The organism is Streptomyces sp. NPDC104307 (assembly GCF_055584045.1).
The window spans coordinates 109886-127379 of sequence record NZ_JBVJMU010000014.1 but is presented as its reverse complement, the minus strand read 5'-3'; the positions used below and the strand labels follow the sequence as shown (position 1 = coordinate 127379).

The following is a 17494-nucleotide window of genomic DNA, read 5'->3' as shown; positions in this document are numbered from 1 at the left end:
TGCGTCCCGGCTATCCGTTGCCTTCCTTCGGCCCTCCCAAGATGCCGCCAGTAGCCCTACGATCACTAGGAGTTGAGTACCGGGCGGCGATCGGGATATCCGGCATATGACAAAGACGAGGGACGTAGACCCAAGCCAGGGGCTGGAGCAGTACATCGGGCGGATGGTTCAGGACGCCCGCCTGAGGCACCAGCAGCAGGTCAAGGAAAGGGGCGATGCCGACGAGCTCAAGGCGCACTCCTGGAATCAGACCTACGTCGCCAAGCGCACGTACACGTCGCAGAGCCGGATCTCCGAGGTGGAGACGGGCGAGGTCCCGCCCGACACCGATCTGGCGCAGAAGCTCGAAGGAACCCTTGGCCTCGATCCCGATTCCCTCGTGAACCTGGTTCGCATCCTGAACCAGGAGAACGTCAACGACTACGCCAGGCCCTACATCCGTCGCCTCCCGGAGGCGACGATGCTCTACGACTTCGGCCTGATAGTCCCTGGTCTTCTCCAGACACCGGGATACGCCCGTGCCCTGGTACTGGCCGGGCAAGCCGGCGATCCCCGGCGCATCCAGCACATCGTGGATCAGCGCATGGAACGTGCTCGCCGCGTGCTGAGCGGAGAGCATCAGCCGTGGCTGACGGCGATCATCTACGAGGCCGTACTCCACTGCGACATGGGGGACCCCGAGGTCGCCCGCGAGCAGCTTGAGCACCTGCTGAAGGCGCAGGAGCAGCCGAACATCAGCGTGAGGGTGCTGCCGTACACGGCCGCCATCGTCAGCGGATCGTTCACCCTTCTCACCCTCAACAGCGGCCGGCGGGCAACGTACACAGAAGGCTTCGGAACGGGTAGCTACTCTGAGGAGACAGCGACGGTCATGCAGTACCAGCGGGTCTATGATCGCCTTGCCGAGGAGGCGTTGAGCGCCCGCGACTCCACCGGCCGAATCCACGAAGTACTGAAGAGGTTCAAGTGAGCGAGCAGCCGACCTACCGCAAGTCCTCCTACAGCGGCTCCAGCAACGACGCGTGCGTGGAGGTCGCGGACAACCTGCCTCAGGTCATGGTCCGCGACTCCAAGCACAAGGACGAGGTCGGTCCGGAGCTGAACACTTCCCGGCCGGCCTGGACGGCCTTCATCAGCTCGATGAAGTGACGCCAAAAGCGCCCCGACGGCCCTCTCTGCGTGAGGGGGCCTTCTGCTGTCTTTGACGGGCGTACCGGGGCCCCTCAAGCATTTCTCCACTGAGTCCGGGAGAGCAGCGCAATCCTCCACAGATAATGGCAAGTCGCGCATGGAGGGGGCTGCAGGGTCGCCGCCAAGGAAACACTCGCGGCCGCACCGCCTGGCAGTGCGCACCCTCTCGCACCATGCTCTCAGCCTCGATCAGCCCCACCACTGCGTCGACCTTGTCGAAGGCGTTCTACACCTAGGTGCTCGCTGGTACGCAGGACCGCACGAACCGGCGGATCCACGCCCCGATGCAGGCGTGGAACGAATCGGAGTAGCCGCTCTTCCCTGGAGGGAGGCATCTGGGGACATGATCTGATCAGACCTGGGGTTCGAGCGAGATGAGGTGAGACCAAAAGGCAACTGAGCTAGCAGAATGCTAGTCCGTGCCACGGTCTTGCTCTGATCAGGCCCTTCCGCGCCCCTCTAAGTCTCCGCCCCATGCTCACCCCACCAAGCGACTCGCCGGACTTGAGTCGGGCGGGACTCAGGTGCCGCCCGTGGGGTTGGCAGCGATCTGTAGCTGCTGAAGGCCGTACATAGCAGCGTGGAAAGCAGCAGCGATCTCACGGGCCCTGCTCTCACTCTCGATCTTCCACATGGAGATGTACTCGGCCCCAAAGTTGGCCCCACCCGCCACAACACCACTAGCCACCAGCGACTCGATCGCAGCTTTCAGCACGTTGGCTGCTTCGTCACTGATGAGTGGCCGGCTGATGACATCAAGCACCACCTTCCAATGCAGGCCCTGGCGGGCGACGCTCACGAAGATGGCGTTTTCGGCTTTCGCCCTCTCGTAGGCAGCGCGCTGCGATTCCTCTGAGGTGCAGTCAGGTATCAGCGCTGCGGGGAGTGGCATTCCAGGAGGCATCGACATGCAGCCATCGTGGCAGCTACTTCCCTACGCGGGGGCCTGTTGCGCGCACAAGGGCGGAGAAGACGGCTGGACGAGTCCCCGCAAAGGGCAGCGAGCCGGATCCGTCCGCCCGCCACGGCAGGGCGCCCTCGAACCGAGCGGCAGTCGCCTGCAAGTTCGCTTCGGGATCTTCGTACTGGCACGATCAAGTTAAAATCGGTCAATTGTTCTGATTCGGCTCGCCACCTTCTGCTACGGGGCGCTTGATGGTAGAACGACCAGGAAACCTGGGGGGCATCATGAGCGAACGACCGAAACTCCGTTTCAACTGCTACCTGCTGCGAGAGGGAACTGCGTCAGCCCAGGAAGCACTTCGCCCGCAATACAGAACTGCCGGCAATTCCGCAATGACCGAGATCCAGCCTGCGGCCGGAGCGCCTGAGGGCTGCAGGGCGTTCTTCAGCTCCAAAACGGATGGCGTCCCACCTTGGTCGCGTTCTTTGGCAGAAGTCTTCCCGCCACTCAACGACGTGAAAAGCATCTCGCACAGGCTGATTCTGTTCCTACCCGTGGACGAAAGAATGTTCGCCGTATGCTTCGGTTATGGAAGTTCCACTCTTGAGTGGTCAACCATTGAGCCCAACTTCGGCCTGCGCTTCGCCTCACGCTCTTATAACACTGCTGCGTTGAATGAAATTCGGAGCAGGCGAATCGACCCCTCAGCCCGCACCCAGTCGGTACAGATTCCCAATCGCACCGGAATTCGCGATTTCGACGTCGAACTCGAAGGTGAGTTTATTCGGCGAATGGTCGGCGAACTCGACGGGGAGTTCGATTTTCCAGACCTGGGAGCCGTCGTCGCGACTGACTCTATCGCGTTCAAGACCGAGACCGATTTGACGGAAGTTCACCGAGTATTGAAGCAAATGCTCAATGTCGTAACGGATAATGCAGCAAGAGAGGATCTGCGCTTTATCGACGCACTTGAACCTCTCCGATCAAAGGATGAGCTTACAGTCGAGCTGGAGAAGCTCCTCGTTCAGCAACTGTTCCAAGAACGTGCGACAAAGCAGAGCGAACCTCAGGACGAGGACGTAGCGAGCCTCGATCCCTTTATTCTATCCTTTGCCCCACCGGACGACTTGACAATTGAGAACGTTCACGCTATTCGCGTCAAGCGGGGCGATGACGTGGGGCTCCTAACAGAGATGCGCATTGAAGCACTACTCGAAGCCGTTTCTAATTTCAGGGGATCTTTCGGGCGAACCGCCCTCAAGGACATCAAGGTCATGGCCATTGACTCCGATGGCAACCCTGCCAGTCAGTCCACCCCCCTGAAGAACTGGCTTATTTTTGAAGCCGGATCAGAGGAAAAGAGATATCTACTGACACTGGGGAAGTGGTTTGCGCTCGCTGAGAATTATGCTCGCCAGTTGGACGAAGACCTTGCGAGCATAGACGACGTGACCCGCCACCTAAAATTGGCGGACTGGATAAAAAGCGTAGATGATGACGATAAGTACGGTGAAGGAGATTACAACATAACGGCATCAGATGGTCGATCCGACATTGTCTGCCTGGACAAAAAGACCTTGAATTCGGTGGGCAGCCAGATCGAAGCCTGCGACCTCCTTCATCGCGACGGGTACTTGATCCACGTCAAGAAGTACAGCAACAGTCAAACATTGAGCCATCTTTTCTCGCAGGGGTTTGTTTCTGCCCAAATCCTCACTGACGACATCGACTACCGCCGATCCTTTATCGAGAAGGTTATTGACCTGGACCCCTCCATGGAGTTGATAGCAAAGTCGGCCCCAAAGAAGGTTGTCTACGCAATCGCGGTGGAGGGAAATAAGGTGATCCCTCAGGATCTACCTACCTTCAGCAAAGTTAATCTTCGAGGATTCGTTCGCAAGCTGCGAAGAATGCAAGTGACTCCAACTGTCGCCCGAATTCAAATGCGATGAGATCCAACCCTCTCGATCTGTCACGCGAGGTCCCATTCACGACTATACGCAGAGCGCAGACATCGAGAAATCCAGGGTTCGGCTCGGATTTCTGCCACAATATCTGACGATTCAAGCGCAGCGGAGGCTGTCGGCACAGGATGACACCGGCGACCGCATGCAAATGAGCATTACCACAGGGTAAATGCAGTTCCCGTCGTAATTCGCTGACGGTCCCGTTCATGGGCGCAGTACACCGGCACGGGGGCGGGATGCGGCGCTCGGCAAAGCGATGAGGCAGGATTCCTCTGCTGCGGCAAGGTGTGCAGATTCTACAGGCCGCAACCGAAAGCCCCAGTGGGACCGACAGCCGGCCGGGTAGTGCCCCGCGCCGATATCCTCCACAGCATGCCGAAAAAGATCATTCAGCCCACCTATAACGAGCTGATCGCCGAGGCCATCGTGAACGTAACGATGGGCACGGTGAGGATTCGCTTCGATGATCAGAGCGCGCCGGGGCTCGTCGACTTCGCCTTGGGTCCCCGGCTGGACGGCGAAGTATCGGATGTCTTGGAAGTCTCGTCCAAGCGGAATCGAGACACCAATGCGATGTGGCAACAGATCAACCGAGTCTACGACGGGCGGGTCCATGAAGGGTTGCGCTGTGGATGGGCTGTCCAGTTCCAACACGGCGCAACCATCGCCAAAGGGATGTCGAGCCGTGTGTTCGCGTTCCTGGTTGATCTTGAAGAGCGAGGCGTAACCAAGGTCAGCGCGGACCCCGTTGATCTCTTCCAGGCGGACGCCTGGCCGCCCTCGACCGACAACTGGCGCGATGCCGACACCGCACGCGAGCTCGGGCTCAACCTCGTACACCAGATTGAAAATTCGCCCGACCTGGCAGGACGCATCTTCCCATCAAGCTTCGTGCCCACTGGCGTTGCCCGAGCGACGGCCGATGCAGTTTCGCCTTACGTCAACGATTTTCTGAGCACGACTACAGGCGCCAACAAGATCAAGAAGTTGGCCGAGAAAGGTGCGGGCAAGCGGCAGCACCTCTTCATCTGGTCTGACACGTCTCATACCAGTGTTGGGTTCGCGCTGAGACGCGGCTGGCTTCCGAGCGACGCGCCGACAGTCCCGGACCACATCCACACCATCTGGCTGGGCAGCTTCTTCTCCTTGGAGAACGTCTATACGTGGCGTTGCGCAGAAGGATGGCGTGTGTACCGTGTCGCCGAGGTTGTTGATTCGGTGGAGCCGCCAGGCTGATGACGTAAGCCCGGTCGGCTCCAGGCAGCCTTTGACCCTGTTGCCCTGCGGGCAGTCCGCACACAGTCCGCAGGACACCCGATCAGGACCGTCGTACCCCATCACCAGCCAACAGCAAAGGGCCAGGTCAGCGGCCCACAGGGAAGATCCCCGCAGGTCACCGACCTGGCCGATTACTAGGAGACCAAGAAGGCCTGATTTACGGTTAGATCGTCTGACCTGCGATTTCGCCGGTCACGTCGACTACCCGACCGCACCCGGCCCACCGGACGCCCGCAACGGCGTCCGGTGGGCCTGGTGCGGTCTTCTTCGTCCGGGGGTGGATGCGCACAGCGCAGGGTGATGACGAGGGCGTGCGGCAAGGCGCGCGAGGACTGGAGCCTGAGCGATCCGGCCACCCGCCGGTCGTGTGATTCCACGACCCGTGATCCCTACTCGGTGACGAAGGGCGCGTATCCAGCCGGGACCTCACTGACCTGAAGGTCGGAGAAGATCAAGGTCAGGCGATGCGCGTTCGTCTCGACGCGTACTTCGTGGAAGTCGGTCCCGACGGCCTTCGCCCAGCGGCGGGTCGCCTCCGACTCAGGCAGAGGCTTGGCCCCCGGGTACAGGGCATGCCACTTCACCCCCCAGACGTATCCGTCAAGATCGACACCGGTTTCATGGTCGATGAGCCGGTCATCCAAGGAGACCCGCCACGTCTCCGCCGGCACTGATGTCTCGCACCGTGCCTCAACGCAGTACCGAAAGAGGTACCGGAGGTGGGCCGGCGCGATACCGGTACGGGGATCAGCCGTTGCGTAGACGACGATCTCGTAGTCGCGCATGTAGTTGGTGTATCCGTGGTAGACGACCGCGTGATCGAAGGTCTCGTCCAGCATCTGTTCGAGTACGGCAGTATCCATGCTGCGTTCTACCTCACTTGACGAAACGTTCAACAACGAGATTCACATGGCTCATACGCTGCCGTCACCAGCCGTTGCCGGGAGCGCGGCGACCGTCCGGCGGCGCGGGGCTCAGATGTCCGCGAGACCCACACCGTCGCCGGCCACGCCGCCAGCACCGCCACCGCGTTCCGGTGCCGCCGATCGGTCTGCCGCGCCCGTGAAACCCTTGCCTGACATGCCCAACAGCCTGCCCGCCGAAGGGGAACCCGTGGCTCAGCAGACCGACAACCGCCCCCCAGCCCTCAAGCCGGCGCTCGACTCCATGACGCTGCTGGTCGCAGCCGTCATCGTCCACGACAAGGCCACCAACCGCGTCGTACTCCTCCAGCGCAGCGAGAACGCCAAGTTTGCCCAAGGGATGTGGGACCTGCCCGTCGGCAAGAGCGAGCCGGGCGAGCCGATCACTGAGACGGCAGTCCGCGAGCTCTACGAGGAGACCGGCCTCACGGTGAAGCCCGTATCCCTCAAGGTCGCGCACATCATTCACGGAGCCTGGGGCGTTGAGTCCCCCAATGGCTTCCTCACGGTTGTCTTCGCCGCACACGAATGGACCGGCGAACCCGAAAACCGCGAACCCCGCAAGCACTCCCAGGTCCGCTGGGTCGATATCGACGCCACCCCCGAGAACTTTGTGAGCACCACGTCAAGTGCCCTCCGCCGGTACCTCGCGGGCGGCCCGGAAGTCTCCCTCGACGGCTGGCAGTAGAGGCGCTCCGTTACTCATCCTCGGCCGACCGTCCTCCCGGAGTATTGCCTCCCGATGCCCGACCGCACCGACGCGGTCTGACCGATTCCCGCCCTTACGAGGTCGGATCCTCGGCGCCATCCTCAACCGAAACGGCAAACGCCACCGAGCCGTCCCGACGGCATCACTCAGAAAGGGATGCGATGACCAGTTCCGTTCCGTGGACGGATCGTCTGTCTGCTGGTACCGAGGCGACCCAGGACGACGTCGCGCGCTGGTATCGGGACACTCGTGAGGGAAGAGCGTACGTGCCCACAATGATCTGGGGCACGCTCCAGACGGAGGCATACGCCACCGTGATCCTCGGGCAGGTCGTCGACTTCCTTGGCATCCCGGACGACGTGCCGGCGGGCGTCGCCAAGCGCATGCAGCGGCAGGAAGTGCTGTACGACGGCGAGCACCATTACGACGTCGTCCTCGGGGAGCAGGCCCTTTACACGAACATCGGCGGCTCCGAGGTCATGGGACAACAGATCGAGCGCCTCGTGCGAGAACTCGATCTGTCCTCGCTCACGCTCGGGATCCTTCCTTCCACCGCACGGGTGGACCTGTTCCCCGTCCCTGGGTTCAACATCTACGGCGACCGTGACCGGGTGCACGTCGAACTCGTCTCGTCCGCCGTGGACATCACGGATCAGAGCGAGCTCGATCTCTACAGCAAAGCCTTCGCCGCGCTGAGCAGTGCGGCATCGTACGGCGACGCCGCCGAGGAGCTCTTGAAGAAGGCCCACGCCTTCTGGACCAACACCCCGCTCCGGCAGTAGGCCCCTCTTCACCCCGGCGGCAGGACGCGGCGCAGCAGTCCGAAGCACACCCGATCAAGACAGTCGCCCCATCGCGTTCTACACAGTCGAAGCCAGTCGAAGCCGGTCGAAGCCGCGGAGTTCTCCCGATTCGTCACGCATATTCACGACCATCAGGGAACACCTTTCCAACTGCATGAGGCCGTAGAACGGCGCCGCGCTGGAGCCAGTCGGGAAGTTGAGCGGTCAAGATGGTCTCGCACGAAAGGTACCGCTCGGCGTCGCACCCAATTTGGCATCATGCCCGGCATGGACTTCGACCTCGCCCCGCCGACCGGCGTTGGCCCGTTGCGGATCGGTATGACTCGGCACGCGGCCGGCATGGCGCTGGACTCGTTCCGTGATCCTGCCGCGGTATCGGCGTCCGACCGGCCAGGTCAGCACGTCTTCCGCCCCAGCGGGCTGATGATCAGCATCCACTGCGTCCGCGACGCCCTCGAAGCCGTCGAGTTGGCGAGGCCGTCCGTCCAGACGGACCGAGTGCTCTTCCAGGACGTGGACGTGTTCGCGCTCCCGGCCCGGGAGGTCGTCCGGCGCGTTGGCGGATTGGCTTCCATCGGAGAAGGCCCCGACGACGATCCTGAGGAAGAGCAGGGGTATTTCTTCAGCTCAGTCCTGGTGGCACAGCCTGGCTACTACGACGCCCCCTGCACGCCGTGACTTGCCGCCTTGTGTGCGCTTCCGAGCCGAACCGGAGAGTGGCCGATGGCCGATGGAGTCGTTCTCGACGGGGTGCTGACCCGGCTTGTCCCGACGACCGAGGGTGATGTGGACCTGCTGGCCCGGTGGTTCGCTTCGCCGGACTTCGTTGAGCACTGGGGCGGCGTGCCGATCTCGCGGGCCGAGGTGGCTGAGAAGTATGTGGGGAGGCGTCGGCCGCGTGTGGAGTCCTTCCTCGTGCTGGCAGGGGACACCCCGGTGGGGTACGCGCAGTACTGGCGGGACGGAGTGGCCGAAGGCGGCATCGACGTGGTGTTGGAGCCGGAGGCGAGAGGGCGGGGCCTGGGGCCGGATGCGGCTCGCGTGCTCCTTGCGCACCTGGGCGGGGATCTTGGCTGGCGGCGTGTGACGGTCGATCCCGCGAGGGGGAACCTGCGGGCGGTACGCGCCTGGGAGAAGGCCGGGTTCCGGCAGGTGGAGGGCGAGGGCGAGAACCTCCTCATGGAGTACAGGTTTCCCGAGCGGCACCTGGGACGCCTGGGCTGACCCCTTCGCCCGGACCGATGAGCGGCGCCACGCCGCCCTCTCAGGAGCTGAGCAGCCCGCCCTGCCCCACGCCGCGCAACAACGTGTCGACCACGAGCGCGGCCAGTTCGTCCACGTTCCTGGTTTCAGTGGCCCGGGTCTGGGCGGCCTCGTGGATCAGGGCGTAGTAGACGCGGCGCGCCCAGGCCAGGTCCGTGCCGGGGCGCAGGACGCCGGCTTCCAGGGCGCGGCGGAACAACCGCTCGCACTGGTCGAGCACTTCGGCGTGTACGCGGGCCACCTCGGGGTCCTCCGGGGTGGTGGCGCCCATTGCGAAACCCCAGCCGGTCTTGACGCGCAGGACGTTGGCGGTCACCTGGTAGAGGGCGACCAGTGGCGGGGCGCTGTCGGCGTGGGCGCTCGTCACGGCTTCGTGGAACTGGCGGGCGGCCCACTCCCGCAGGGCGGCCACCAGGGCCTCGCGGCTGCTGAAACGGCGGTGCACCGTGGTGCGGGCGACGCCCGCCGCCTCGGCGATCTGCTCCATCGTGGCGGCCGGGTTGGCGCCGAGGACCCGCTCGGCGGCCTCAAGGATCGCCCTGACCGTCCGCTCCGTATCCGCGCGCAGCGGTCGCTGCTGACTCTTCCGGTCCACGAGGCTCCTCACATCCCAGTGTCTGTTCGAACAGGCTACGGGACAGTCGCCGGTCGTTCTCAAGTTGCGACATTCATGTTGCAGGTTCTAGGGTTGTTGCATCACTCGCGACCCATCTAGGCAGAGGGGTGCCTCATGGACCTGCAACTGACCGACAAGACCGCCGTCGTGACCGGCGCAAGCCGGGGAATCGGCCTGGCCACCGTCTCCGCGCTGGTGGGCGAGGGCATGCGCGTGGTCGGCGCGGCGCGGACCGTCACACCGGAGCTCAAGGAGACCGGCGCGATCTGCGTCGCCATGGATCTCGCCGCATCCGACGCCCCCGACCGGCTCATCGCCCTGGCCGCCGCCGAGCTCGGCGGGCTCGATCTCCTGGTGAACAACGTCGGTGGCGGCGACCCGGGCGCGGACCCGACGGGCGGCTTCCTCAGCTTCACGGACGAGCAGTGGTCCGGGGCGTTCAACCTGAACTTCCTGACCGCCGTCCGCACCACACGGGCGGCCCTGCCCCACCTGACGGAGAGTCGCGGCTGCGTCGTCAACATCTCCTCGAACGGAGCCAGGACCCCGCACGCCGGCCCCGTCCCGTACACCACCGCGAAGGCGGCGCTGACCGCGCTGGGCAAGGCGCTGGCCGAGGAGTTCGGCCCCTTGGGGGTGCGCGTCAACACCGTCTCGCCCGGCCCCGTCCGCACCGCCATGTGGGAGAGTCCCGACGGGTACGGGGCCGAGCTGTCCAGGTCCATGGGCGTGGAGCACGAGCAGCTCCTGGCCGGTCTCCCGGCCGCCGTGGGCATGGTCACCGGCAGGCTCGTGGACCCGGAGGAGGTCGCCGCACTCGTCTCCTGGCTCGCCTCCCCCGGCGTCGGCAGCATCACCGGCGCGGACCACATCATCGACGGAGGCTCGATCAAGACAGTGTGACCAGGGGGACCGGAGAGTCCTGATCGGCGGCGCGATCAGGACGGTGTGCCCGGAAGGCCCGGTCGGCGGCGCGATCAGGACGGTGTGACCGCCGCCCGCTCCGCTCGTCGGCCGCCGAGGAAGGCGCCGGCGAGCAGGGCCCCGGCCAGCACCAGCGCGGAGTTGACGAGGATCGCGACCGCGACCCCGGAGAGGACCCCGTCGGGGCCCGTGTCCCCCAGGGCGGACATCCGGGCGGTGGCGACGGCGCTCATCACCGGGATGCCCAGGGTGATGCCGACCTGCTGGGTCATCGTGGCGAGGCCGGTGGCCAGGCCCTGTTCCTCGTCCGGGAGTCCGGAGGTGGCGGTGACCATGAAGCCGACGATCATCAGCATGTTGCCGATGCCCCCGATGAACGTGGCCGCCAGGAGCAGCCAGATCCACGTCCCGGAGGTGCCGAGCGCGACCAGGGAGAGGGTGGCCGCCGCCTGGACGACGCCGCCGGTGACGATGGTGGTGCGGTTGCCGAACCGGCCGACGGCCCGGCCGCCCAGGGTGCCGCCGATGACCGTGCCGATGCCGAGGATGCCGAAGGCGAGCCCCGTCGCGAGGGGCGAGTAGCCGAGGACTTCCTGGAGGTAGAGCGTCAGCAGGAAGACCAGCGAGGTCTCGGTGACGAAGGCGATCAGGCCGGTGGCGTTGCCCCAGATCACGCTGCGGCGCTTGAGGATGTGGACGGGGACGAGCGGCGCGGCGGCCCTCTTCTCGACGAACCAGAAGCCGATGAGCAGCGCGATGCCCGCCAGGAGCGCGGCCAGGGTGCTGGGCGTGGTCCAGCCGGTCGCGCCCGCCTGGGTGAGTCCGTAGACCAGGAGCAGCAGGCCGCCGGTGACGGTCGCGGCTCCGGGCACGTCGAGCCGGGGCCGTTCGGCCGGGCGCGAGTCGGTGATGACGGACGGGGCCAGGGCGACGACGAGTGCGGCGACGGGCACGTTGACGAAGAACGCCCAGCGCCAGGAGAGCAGATCGGTGAGCAGCCCGCCGAGGATCGCGCCCGCCGTGAACCCGGCGGACATCAGCGCCCCGTTGAGGCCCAGGGCGCATTCGCGCAGCGGGCCCTCCTTGAAAGCCGTGGTCAGCAGGGCGAGTCCGGCCGGGGTGACGGCCGCGGTGGCGAGACCCTGGAGGACCCGGGCGGTGAGCAGCACCTCAGGGGAGGTCGCCAGCCCGCCCAGCGCGGAGGAGAGGCCGAGGACGATCATGCCGCCGACGAACAGGCGCTTGCGGCCGACGAGGTCGGCCACCCGGCCGAACAGGAGCGTGAACCCGGCGGCCGCCAGGGCGAACGCGGTGGCGATCCACTGGAGGTCCGCGAGAGCGAAGCCGAGGCCCTCACCGACGACGGGCAGTGCGACGTTCAGGATCGAGAAGTCCACCGCGATCATGAACTGGGCACCGAGGAGGAGAGCGAGTACGAGCTTCTGCCGGCCGGTCATCCGGGGCTGCGACGGTGGAGCGGCGTCCTTCTGCGGCGGAGCTGCGTCCGGCGGAGCGGCGTCCATTTGCGGCGTGGCACCAAGGGGTGCGCGGGACGGGGTCTGGCTGGGTGCGGACATGGTCGGCCTTCCTCGGATGGAGGTGTTAACGGTTCCGTGGTTCCGTTAAGATGGGACGACCGTAGCAGAGGAGAGGGTATTAATGGAACTGGAGACCCGTTATGACGTCTGAGGGTGTGGAACCCGGCACGGTCCGGCCCGGCGGGCGCACCGCCCGGGTCCGGGAGGCCGTCCTGCGCGCGGCGGGAGACGCGCTGGCAGAGCACGGCTTCGACCGCCTGGATCTCGCCGATGTCGCCCGCCGCGCGGAGGTCGGCAAGACGACCGTCTACCGCCGTTGGTCGAGCCCCACCGGGCTGATCGCGGATCTGCTGGACGACATGGCCGAGCAGTCCTCCCCGCGCACGGCGACCGGCTCACTGGACGAGGACCTCAGGGCCAACGCCCGGCTCGTGCTCAGGACTCTCACCGACGCACGCCAGGGCGCCCTGTTCCGCTCCGTGATCGCGGCGGCGACCTGCGACGAGCGCACGGCGGCGGCGCTGCACCGCTTCTACGCGATCCGCATCAAGGAGTGGTCCGGCTGCGTCACCGAGGCCGTCGAGCGCGGGGAGCTTCCTGCGGGCACCGATCCGGACGAGGTGATCCGTGCCGTCTCCGCGCCGCTCTACTACCGACTGCTGGCCAGCGGCGACCCGCTCGACGCGGCGGCCGCCGACCGGGCCGCCGACGCCGCCGCGGCAGCCGCGAGGGCGGGTGCGTACGTGAGCTGAGCCGGACTCAGCCCGCCCGCAGCCGGACCGCCCAGGGGTGGTCCGCGCCTTCGGCCAGGGTGATCGTCTCGGTCAACCAGGAGCGCTGACCTTCACCGAGGACGGGCAGCACGGCCGCGAAGTCCTGCTCGTCCTTGGGTCGCCGGGACCGGGACTTGTACAGCAGCTGGACCTCCGGCACGACGTACGGGACGCCGTCCCCCGAGACCGCGCCCAGCCGGTCCAGCGGCAGCCTGATCCTGGGGTCGCGCCGGAACACCCAGTCGTCGCCCGACACGTCGTCGCCCGCCACGTCGTCGAGCATGAACTGGAGGCGCCACGGCTCGTCCGGCCCCGGCCGGCACCAGATGTCGTGGACGTCCGCCGGCAGGATCTCGCCGGGGTTCCAGGGCCGCAGCGTGCCGGGCGGGTCGGCGGCCCACCACTCCCAGCCCGGCAGCGTCCGCTGGACGGCGAGCTGGTCCCGGCGCAGCAGGAGCACATCGATGTCAGCGTGCTCGCGGTAGGCGCGGCCGACGGCCAGCTCGACCGCGTACCCGCCCGCGATCCACCACGGGCCGGGCAGCGGAGCGAGCAGGCCGACGGTTTCGGGGAGGGACAGCGGGTCCCAGGGGCCCCACGGGGTTTCCGTGCGCACGGCGCCCTCAGCCCGGAAGGAGGAGGTGCCGGTAGCTGTCCGGGTGCTCCCTCAGGTAGGTGGCCAGGTCCATGGGAGGCCGGCCGGTGAGCCGCTGCACGGCGTCCGAGACCGTGGCCATCTCGCCGGCCGCGATGGCCTCGTACGACGTCACCCAGCCCGCCACCTCCCAGTCCGGCGCCCCGTACCCCGAGCGTGAGGCGTAGGCCTCCTCCCGCGTCTCCGGCACATAGGTGATGGTCCGCCCGGCGGCCCGGCTCAGTTCCTCTGCCGCTTCCGCGAGGGTGAACGCCCGCGGGCCGGTCAGGTCGTAGGTCGCCCCGTCGTGCGCGGTGTCCCCGGTGGGGCCGCCGCCGGGCAGCAGTACGGCGGTCGCGGCGTCGGCGAGGTCCTCGTGGGCCACCGCGGCCACCCGGCCCTCACCGCCCGGACCGCGCAGCACGCCGTCGGCACCGGTCATCGCCGGGAGGCCCGCGAGGTACCAGCTGTCGCGCAGGAAGGTGTGGCGGACGCCGGAGACCCGGATGTGCGCCTCGGTCTCCCAGTGGTCCCGGGCGAAGGTGAACGTCGCGTCCGGCGAGGCGCCGAGGAACGACACGTACACGATCCGTTCGACGCCCGCCGCCGTCGCGGCGTCCACGGCGCCGATGTGCTCGCGCACCCGGTCCGGGCTCTCGTGCGCCGATACGAGGAACAGGGTGTGCGCCCCGGCCAGCGCGCGGCGCATCGCCTCCCCGTCGCCGTAGGGCGCGGCCGGCGCGGTGTCGGCGCCGGGCAGTTGGGGCAGCCGGGACGGGTCGCGGCCCAGCAGCCGGACGGGAACACCCGCCCGGACCAGCCGCTTCGCGACCCGGCCGCCGAGCGCACCGCTCGCGCCGGTGACCGCGGTGAGGGGGCCGCCCGTGGAATCGTCGGGGCCGCGCCTGTCTTCGTGCGATGAGGTGGTCATGCCGGGTCGCCTTCCTTGCGCTGCCAGGGACGCACCTCCACGACCGCGTCGACCGGAACCGGTCCGTAGATGTGCGGGAATTCCTCGCCGCCGGGCGTGACCGACTCGTACCGCACGGGCGCGGGGAGCCGTTCGGTGTCGATGACCAGAACCACCAGATCCTGGTCACCGGTTCCGGCCCGGCTCCCGGCGCCGTACAGCATCTCGGCCACACCGGGGAGCTGGTGGCGGAGTGAGCAGTGGATGAAGCCCTCTTCCTGCAGGGTGCGGCCGCGGGTGGACATCTCGTACGTCCCGATCCCGCGGGCCGCCTCCCACAGCGGGCCTTCAGTGAGGTGCAGAAGTTCGGCCATGGTCCAAAACTAGGCCAAACCAGTGGGGTCTCAGCCGCGTCGGCGCGTCCTGCGGGCCATCACGGTGGCCGCCGATCCCGCGACCAGCAGAGCCGCCGCGATCCCGCCGATCACCCATTCACCGCCGCGCGAACCCGTGTGCGGGAGTTCTCCGCCCGGGTGCGGCCGGTGGGGCCAGGAGTGGGTCGGGACGGGCTTGGGGCCGGGGGTCGACTCCGACGGCGACGGTCCCGGCGTGCCCGTCGGGGTGGGGCCGGGGGTGTCCGTGGGGGTGGGGGTTGGGGAGCCCGTGGGCGTCGGGGTCGGGGTGGGCGAGTCCGTCGGCGTCGGGGTCGGGGTCGGTGAGTCCGTCGGCGTCGGGGTCGGTGAGTCCGTCGGCGTCGGGGTCGGGGTCGGGGTCGGAGTCGGCGTGGGCGACGGCTCCACGTCACAGTCCGGCAGGTCGCCGTCGAACGGATAGGCGTGCAGCTCCTGGCCGCCCGACTCGCCCGCCGAGGTGTGCGTGAGCGAACCCGCGCTGTAGAAACGGCCGTTGGTGCCGCTGACGCTCAACTCCGTCTGGCTCGACTGCTGGCCGATCAGCACGCTGCCCTGGAACTGGCCGCTTCCCCCCAGCCCGATCTCCGTGGCGTCGGGGAAGTTCCACAGCAGGTTCTCGCGGAGGCCGGACTGCGGCAGCGCCCCCATGTACGTACTGATGTTGCGGGTCGTTCCGTACACGTTGACCAGGACGGTGGCGCCGTCCGGGACACCGCTGAAGACGATGCCCTGGTCGCCTCCCGTGCCGGAGGCGACATCGGCGTCCAGCGCGAACACCTGGAGCGGCGAGGTGCCGTCACCGGTGAACACGGTCTCGGAACCGTTGTTCACGGTGGTTCCGGTCACCGGACGTCGGTGGTCGGCGTTGTCGTCGTACGCGTAGCAGTGGCTGGCCTCGGTGAGCTGACCGCGCAGGTCCGCGTAGGGGACGATCGCGTCCGGGTCGCTGATCGGCGCGGTGGCCGGTTCGACGGTGCCGGTCAGCGTCTGGGCGTAGCGGACACGGCCGGTGTTCGCCATCTCCTCCGCGAGCAGCCGCTGGCCGCTCGCGATCGTGATGTTCCCGCCGACCGTCAGGTAGTCGCTGCCGTTGGGCGGCGGCACCCGTGAGCCGCCTCCCACGACGCCCACGTTGTAGATCGCCGAGACCCCGGCCCTCTTGTTCATGTCGAACGCGCCGAGGGTGACGATCTTCCCTTCGGCCTCGGCCGCCGCCTCCCGTACCAGGTAGTCGCCACCCACGTAGATGTTGATGTTGCTGTCGTGGTTGACCACGGGGTCGCTGTTCGGCTCTTTCCAGTCGGTGGGGCAGTCGTCCCCCAGGCACGGTCCGAGTCCGCCGGGCAGCGGATCAGCGGCGGCGGTGGGCGCGATGGCCCCCACCATGGCCGCCGCTGCCGCCACCGTCACCGCTACGCGATGAGTTTTACCGCTTCTAGGCGCTTTTGTTCCCATACAGCGCAATATGCAGCTTTATTGAGTGCTTATCAGCCATGCCACGCCGGTCGGGCGCCCGCTTCCGCCGACCGCCCGGCCCGGTCGTCCCCGGACGGCGGCCCCCTGTCAGCCCGTCAGCCAGTGCGTCAGCCCCTCAGCAGCTTCGCCTCGGTCTGCGGATCGAGGCCGACCGTGGGGCGGTCGGGACGCTGTGGCGCGCTGCCGCCCAGTTCGCACAGCCACCTCCAGGTGTCCTCGACCGTCTCCCCGACCGGCCGGCAGCGCAGCCCGGTGGCGTACGCCCGGCTGACATCGCCCTGGTGCACGCTGTCGTACAGCTCCCCCGGCGGCAGCCAGACCGGCAGGTCCGACCAGGGCTCGACACCCGCCGCGAGGATCGTCTCCGTGTCGGTCCAGCGCAGCTCCGCACCGGAACCGGTGACCCGCACACAGGCGTCGAGCAGCTCCCCCATCGTGGTGTGCCCGGGGCGGCTGACCAGGTTGTACGGTCCGTGCAGTCCGCTCCCGGCGGCGTCCAGCAGCCACCCGGCGAGGTCGCGGGCGTCGATGTACTGGAGGGGCAGTCCGGGTGTCCCCGGGGCCAGTACGGGCCCGCCCCTGGCGATCCGCGTCAGCCACCAGGGCAGCCTGCCGATGTTCTCCCAGGGGCCGATGATCAGCCCCGCGCGGACGAGCAGCGCCCGTTCACCGAAGGCGTCCAGCGCGGCCAGTTCGCCACCGCGTTTGGCCAGGGCGTACGAGACGTCACCACCGGCGTCCGGTGAGGCACCTTCCACCACCGGACCGTCCTCCGGCAGACCCGCCGGGGCCGGGTAGGCGTAGACGGACCGGCTGGAGACGTACGCGTACCGCGCGGCCCGGTCCGCGAGCAGCCGGGCCGCGCCCCGTACGGCCGAGGGGGCACCGCTCCAGGTGTCGACGACCAGGTCCCAGGTGTAGGAGCCGTCCCCCGGCGCGCCGACGGCTTCGAGCGCGGCCAGGCCGTCCTCCGCGGTGCGGTCACCGAGCAGTTCGGCCGTGCCGGGCGGCGGCTCGTGGTGGCCCCGGTGGAAGACGGTGACCTCCCAGCCGCGTGCGAGCGCGTCCTCGGTGACCGCCCGGCCGACGAATTCGGTACCACCCAGCATCAGAAGCCTCATGCCACGACTCTGCATCCCCGCGCCCCGGACCGGAACCGGACTCGCTCTGGG

19 protein-coding genes are annotated in these 17494 nt (G+C 67.3%); 10 read left to right on the top strand and 9 right to left on the bottom strand.

Features of this window, described 5'->3' with window-relative positions; genetic code table 11:
• The first annotated feature begins 106 nt into the window (after positions 1-106).
• On the top strand, positions 107-970 hold the full coding sequence (locus ACZ601_RS28960; RefSeq protein WP_469543393.1) for a Scr1 family TA system antitoxin-like transcriptional regulator: 864 nt from the start codon (positions 107-109) through the stop codon (positions 968-970).
• On the top strand, positions 967-1149 hold the full coding sequence (locus ACZ601_RS28955; protein WP_069742837.1) for a DUF397 domain-containing protein: 183 nt from the start codon (positions 967-969) through the stop codon (positions 1147-1149). Before ACZ601_RS28960 ends, ACZ601_RS28955 begins: the two co-directional genes overlap by 4 nt.
• A 562-nt stretch (positions 1150-1711) precedes the next feature.
• Here ACZ601_RS28955 and ACZ601_RS28950 read toward each other — a convergent pair.
• On the bottom strand, positions 1712-2101 hold the full coding sequence (locus tag ACZ601_RS28950; RefSeq protein WP_469543390.1) for a hypothetical protein: 390 nt from the start codon (positions 2099-2101) through the stop codon (positions 1712-1714).
• Positions 2102-2379: 278 nt separating this feature from the next.
• Here ACZ601_RS28950 and ACZ601_RS28945 point away from each other — a divergent pair, with 278 nt between their 5' ends.
• Positions 2380-4047: a DUF6119 family protein gene (locus tag ACZ601_RS28945; RefSeq protein WP_469543388.1), complete on the top strand. Its 1668-nt coding sequence runs from the start codon at positions 2380-2382 to the stop codon at positions 4045-4047.
• A 387-nt stretch (positions 4048-4434) separates the two neighbouring features.
• Complete coding sequence (locus ACZ601_RS28940; RefSeq protein WP_469543386.1) at positions 4435-5298, top strand: hypothetical protein; 864 nt, start codon at positions 4435-4437, stop codon at positions 5296-5298.
• Positions 5299-5729: 431 nt separating this feature from the next.
• Here ACZ601_RS28940 and ACZ601_RS28935 read toward each other — a convergent pair whose 3' ends face one another.
• Complete coding sequence (locus tag ACZ601_RS28935; protein ID WP_469543384.1) at positions 5730-6203, bottom strand: YxiG-like protein; 474 nt, start codon at positions 6201-6203, stop codon at positions 5730-5732.
• 217 nt (positions 6204-6420) lie between these two features.
• On the opposite strand from ACZ601_RS28935, the gene ACZ601_RS28930 reads away from it, so the two are divergent.
• The 4 genes from ACZ601_RS28930 (at position 6421) to ACZ601_RS28915 (ending at position 8999) form a co-directional block, all read left to right on the top strand.
• Positions 6421-6951 (top strand): NUDIX domain-containing protein, encoded by a 531-nt coding sequence (locus ACZ601_RS28930; protein ID WP_469543382.1) that lies wholly within the window; start codon positions 6421-6423, stop codon positions 6949-6951.
• A gap of 182 nt (positions 6952-7133) precedes the next feature.
• A complete protein-coding gene (locus ACZ601_RS28925; protein ID WP_440575065.1) occupies positions 7134-7754 on the top strand; it encodes a Scr1 family TA system antitoxin-like transcriptional regulator in 621 nt (206 codons plus the stop codon).
• A gap of 288 nt (positions 7755-8042) precedes the next feature.
• Positions 8043-8453, top strand: coding sequence for a hypothetical protein (locus tag ACZ601_RS28920; protein ID WP_469543379.1), 411 nt, complete (start codon positions 8043-8045; stop codon positions 8451-8453).
• Positions 8454-8498: 45 nt separating this feature from the next.
• A complete protein-coding gene (locus ACZ601_RS28915) occupies positions 8499-8999 on the top strand; it encodes a GNAT family N-acetyltransferase (protein WP_469543377.1) in 501 nt (166 codons plus the stop codon).
• A 40-nt stretch (positions 9000-9039) separates the two neighbouring features.
• Here ACZ601_RS28915 and ACZ601_RS28910 read toward each other — a convergent pair whose 3' ends face one another.
• Positions 9040-9633: a TetR/AcrR family transcriptional regulator gene (locus tag ACZ601_RS28910; RefSeq protein WP_469543374.1), complete on the bottom strand. Its 594-nt coding sequence runs from the start codon at positions 9631-9633 to the stop codon at positions 9040-9042.
• Between the two features lie 135 nt (positions 9634-9768).
• Between ACZ601_RS28910 and ACZ601_RS28905 the strand changes: the two genes are divergently transcribed.
• On the top strand, positions 9769-10557 hold the full coding sequence (locus ACZ601_RS28905; protein ID WP_469543371.1) for an SDR family NAD(P)-dependent oxidoreductase: 789 nt from the start codon (positions 9769-9771) through the stop codon (positions 10555-10557).
• A 74-nt stretch (positions 10558-10631) separates the two neighbouring features.
• On the opposite strand, the gene ACZ601_RS28900 is transcribed toward ACZ601_RS28905, so the two are convergent.
• Positions 10632-12155 carry an MFS transporter gene (locus tag ACZ601_RS28900; protein WP_469543368.1) on the bottom strand — a complete coding sequence of 508 codons (1524 nt, stop codon included), beginning with the start codon at positions 12153-12155 and terminating at the stop codon, positions 10632-10634.
• A gap of 101 nt (positions 12156-12256) precedes the next feature.
• Here ACZ601_RS28900 and ACZ601_RS28895 point away from each other — a divergent pair, with 101 nt between their 5' ends.
• Positions 12257-12868, top strand: coding sequence for a TetR/AcrR family transcriptional regulator (locus ACZ601_RS28895; protein ID WP_469543365.1), 612 nt, complete (start codon positions 12257-12259; stop codon positions 12866-12868).
• Positions 12869-12875: 7 nt separating this feature from the next.
• On the opposite strand, the gene ACZ601_RS28890 is transcribed toward ACZ601_RS28895, so the two are convergent.
• The 5 genes from ACZ601_RS28890 to ACZ601_RS28870 all read right to left on the bottom strand — a co-directional run bounded on the left by ACZ601_RS28890 (position 12876) and on the right by ACZ601_RS28870 (position 17443).
• The gene (locus tag ACZ601_RS28890) at positions 12876-13505 is read right to left on the bottom strand and encodes a nucleotidyltransferase domain-containing protein (protein WP_469543363.1); all 630 of its coding nucleotides are present in this window, start codon (positions 13503-13505) and stop codon (positions 12876-12878) included.
• Between the two features lie 7 nt (positions 13506-13512).
• A complete protein-coding gene (locus tag ACZ601_RS28885; protein ID WP_469543360.1) occupies positions 13513-14454 on the bottom strand; it encodes an SDR family oxidoreductase in 942 nt (313 codons plus the stop codon).
• Entirely contained in the window at positions 14451-14807 is a 357-nt protein-coding gene (locus tag ACZ601_RS28880; protein ID WP_440575074.1) for a DUF952 domain-containing protein, read from the bottom strand. The genes ACZ601_RS28885 and ACZ601_RS28880 overlap by 4 nt, the downstream gene beginning before the upstream one ends.
• A gap of 30 nt (positions 14808-14837) precedes the next feature.
• A complete protein-coding gene (locus ACZ601_RS28875) occupies positions 14838-16256 on the bottom strand; it encodes a choice-of-anchor A family protein (protein WP_469543357.1) in 1419 nt (472 codons plus the stop codon).
• A 173-nt stretch (positions 16257-16429) separates the two neighbouring features.
• A complete protein-coding gene (locus tag ACZ601_RS28870; protein ID WP_469543355.1) occupies positions 16430-17443 on the bottom strand; it encodes an NAD-dependent epimerase/dehydratase family protein in 1014 nt (337 codons plus the stop codon).
• Between the last annotated feature and the right edge of the window lie 51 nt (positions 17444-17494).

Bases quoted from the DNA above. Each gene is read 5' to 3' on its own strand.
- ACZ601_RS28960 (WP_469543393.1), top strand. From the start codon at position 107: ATGACAAAGACGAGGGACGTAGACCCAAGCCAGGGGCTGGAGCAGTAC.
- ACZ601_RS28950 (WP_469543390.1), bottom strand. From the start codon at position 2,101: ATGTCGATGCCTCCTGGAATGCCACTCCCCGCAGCGCTGATACCTGAC.
- ACZ601_RS28945 (WP_469543388.1), top strand. From the start codon at position 2,380: ATGAGCGAACGACCGAAACTCCGTTTCAACTGCTACCTGCTGCGAGAG.
- ACZ601_RS28940 (WP_469543386.1), top strand. From the start codon at position 4,435: ATGCCGAAAAAGATCATTCAGCCCACCTATAACGAGCTGATCGCCGAG.
- ACZ601_RS28935 (WP_469543384.1), bottom strand. From the start codon at position 6,203: ATGGATACTGCCGTACTCGAACAGATGCTGGACGAGACCTTCGATCAC.
- ACZ601_RS28930 (WP_469543382.1), top strand. From the start codon at position 6,421: ATGCCCAACAGCCTGCCCGCCGAAGGGGAACCCGTGGCTCAGCAGACC.
- ACZ601_RS28925 (WP_440575065.1), top strand. From the start codon at position 7,134: ATGACCAGTTCCGTTCCGTGGACGGATCGTCTGTCTGCTGGTACCGAG.
- ACZ601_RS28920 (WP_469543379.1), top strand. From the start codon at position 8,043: ATGGACTTCGACCTCGCCCCGCCGACCGGCGTTGGCCCGTTGCGGATC.
- ACZ601_RS28915 (WP_469543377.1), top strand. From the start codon at position 8,499: ATGGCCGATGGAGTCGTTCTCGACGGGGTGCTGACCCGGCTTGTCCCG.
- ACZ601_RS28905 (WP_469543371.1), top strand. From the start codon at position 9,769: ATGGACCTGCAACTGACCGACAAGACCGCCGTCGTGACCGGCGCAAGC.
- ACZ601_RS28900 (WP_469543368.1), bottom strand. From the start codon at position 12,155: ATGTCCGCACCCAGCCAGACCCCGTCCCGCGCACCCCTTGGTGCCACG.
- ACZ601_RS28895 (WP_469543365.1), top strand. From the start codon at position 12,257: ATGACGTCTGAGGGTGTGGAACCCGGCACGGTCCGGCCCGGCGGGCGC.
- ACZ601_RS28885 (WP_469543360.1), bottom strand. From the start codon at position 14,454: ATGACCACCTCATCGCACGAAGACAGGCGCGGCCCCGACGATTCCACG.
- ACZ601_RS28880 (WP_440575074.1), bottom strand. From the start codon at position 14,807: ATGGCCGAACTTCTGCACCTCACTGAAGGCCCGCTGTGGGAGGCGGCC.
- ACZ601_RS28870 (WP_469543355.1), bottom strand. From the start codon at position 17,443: ATGAGGCTTCTGATGCTGGGTGGTACCGAATTCGTCGGCCGGGCGGTC.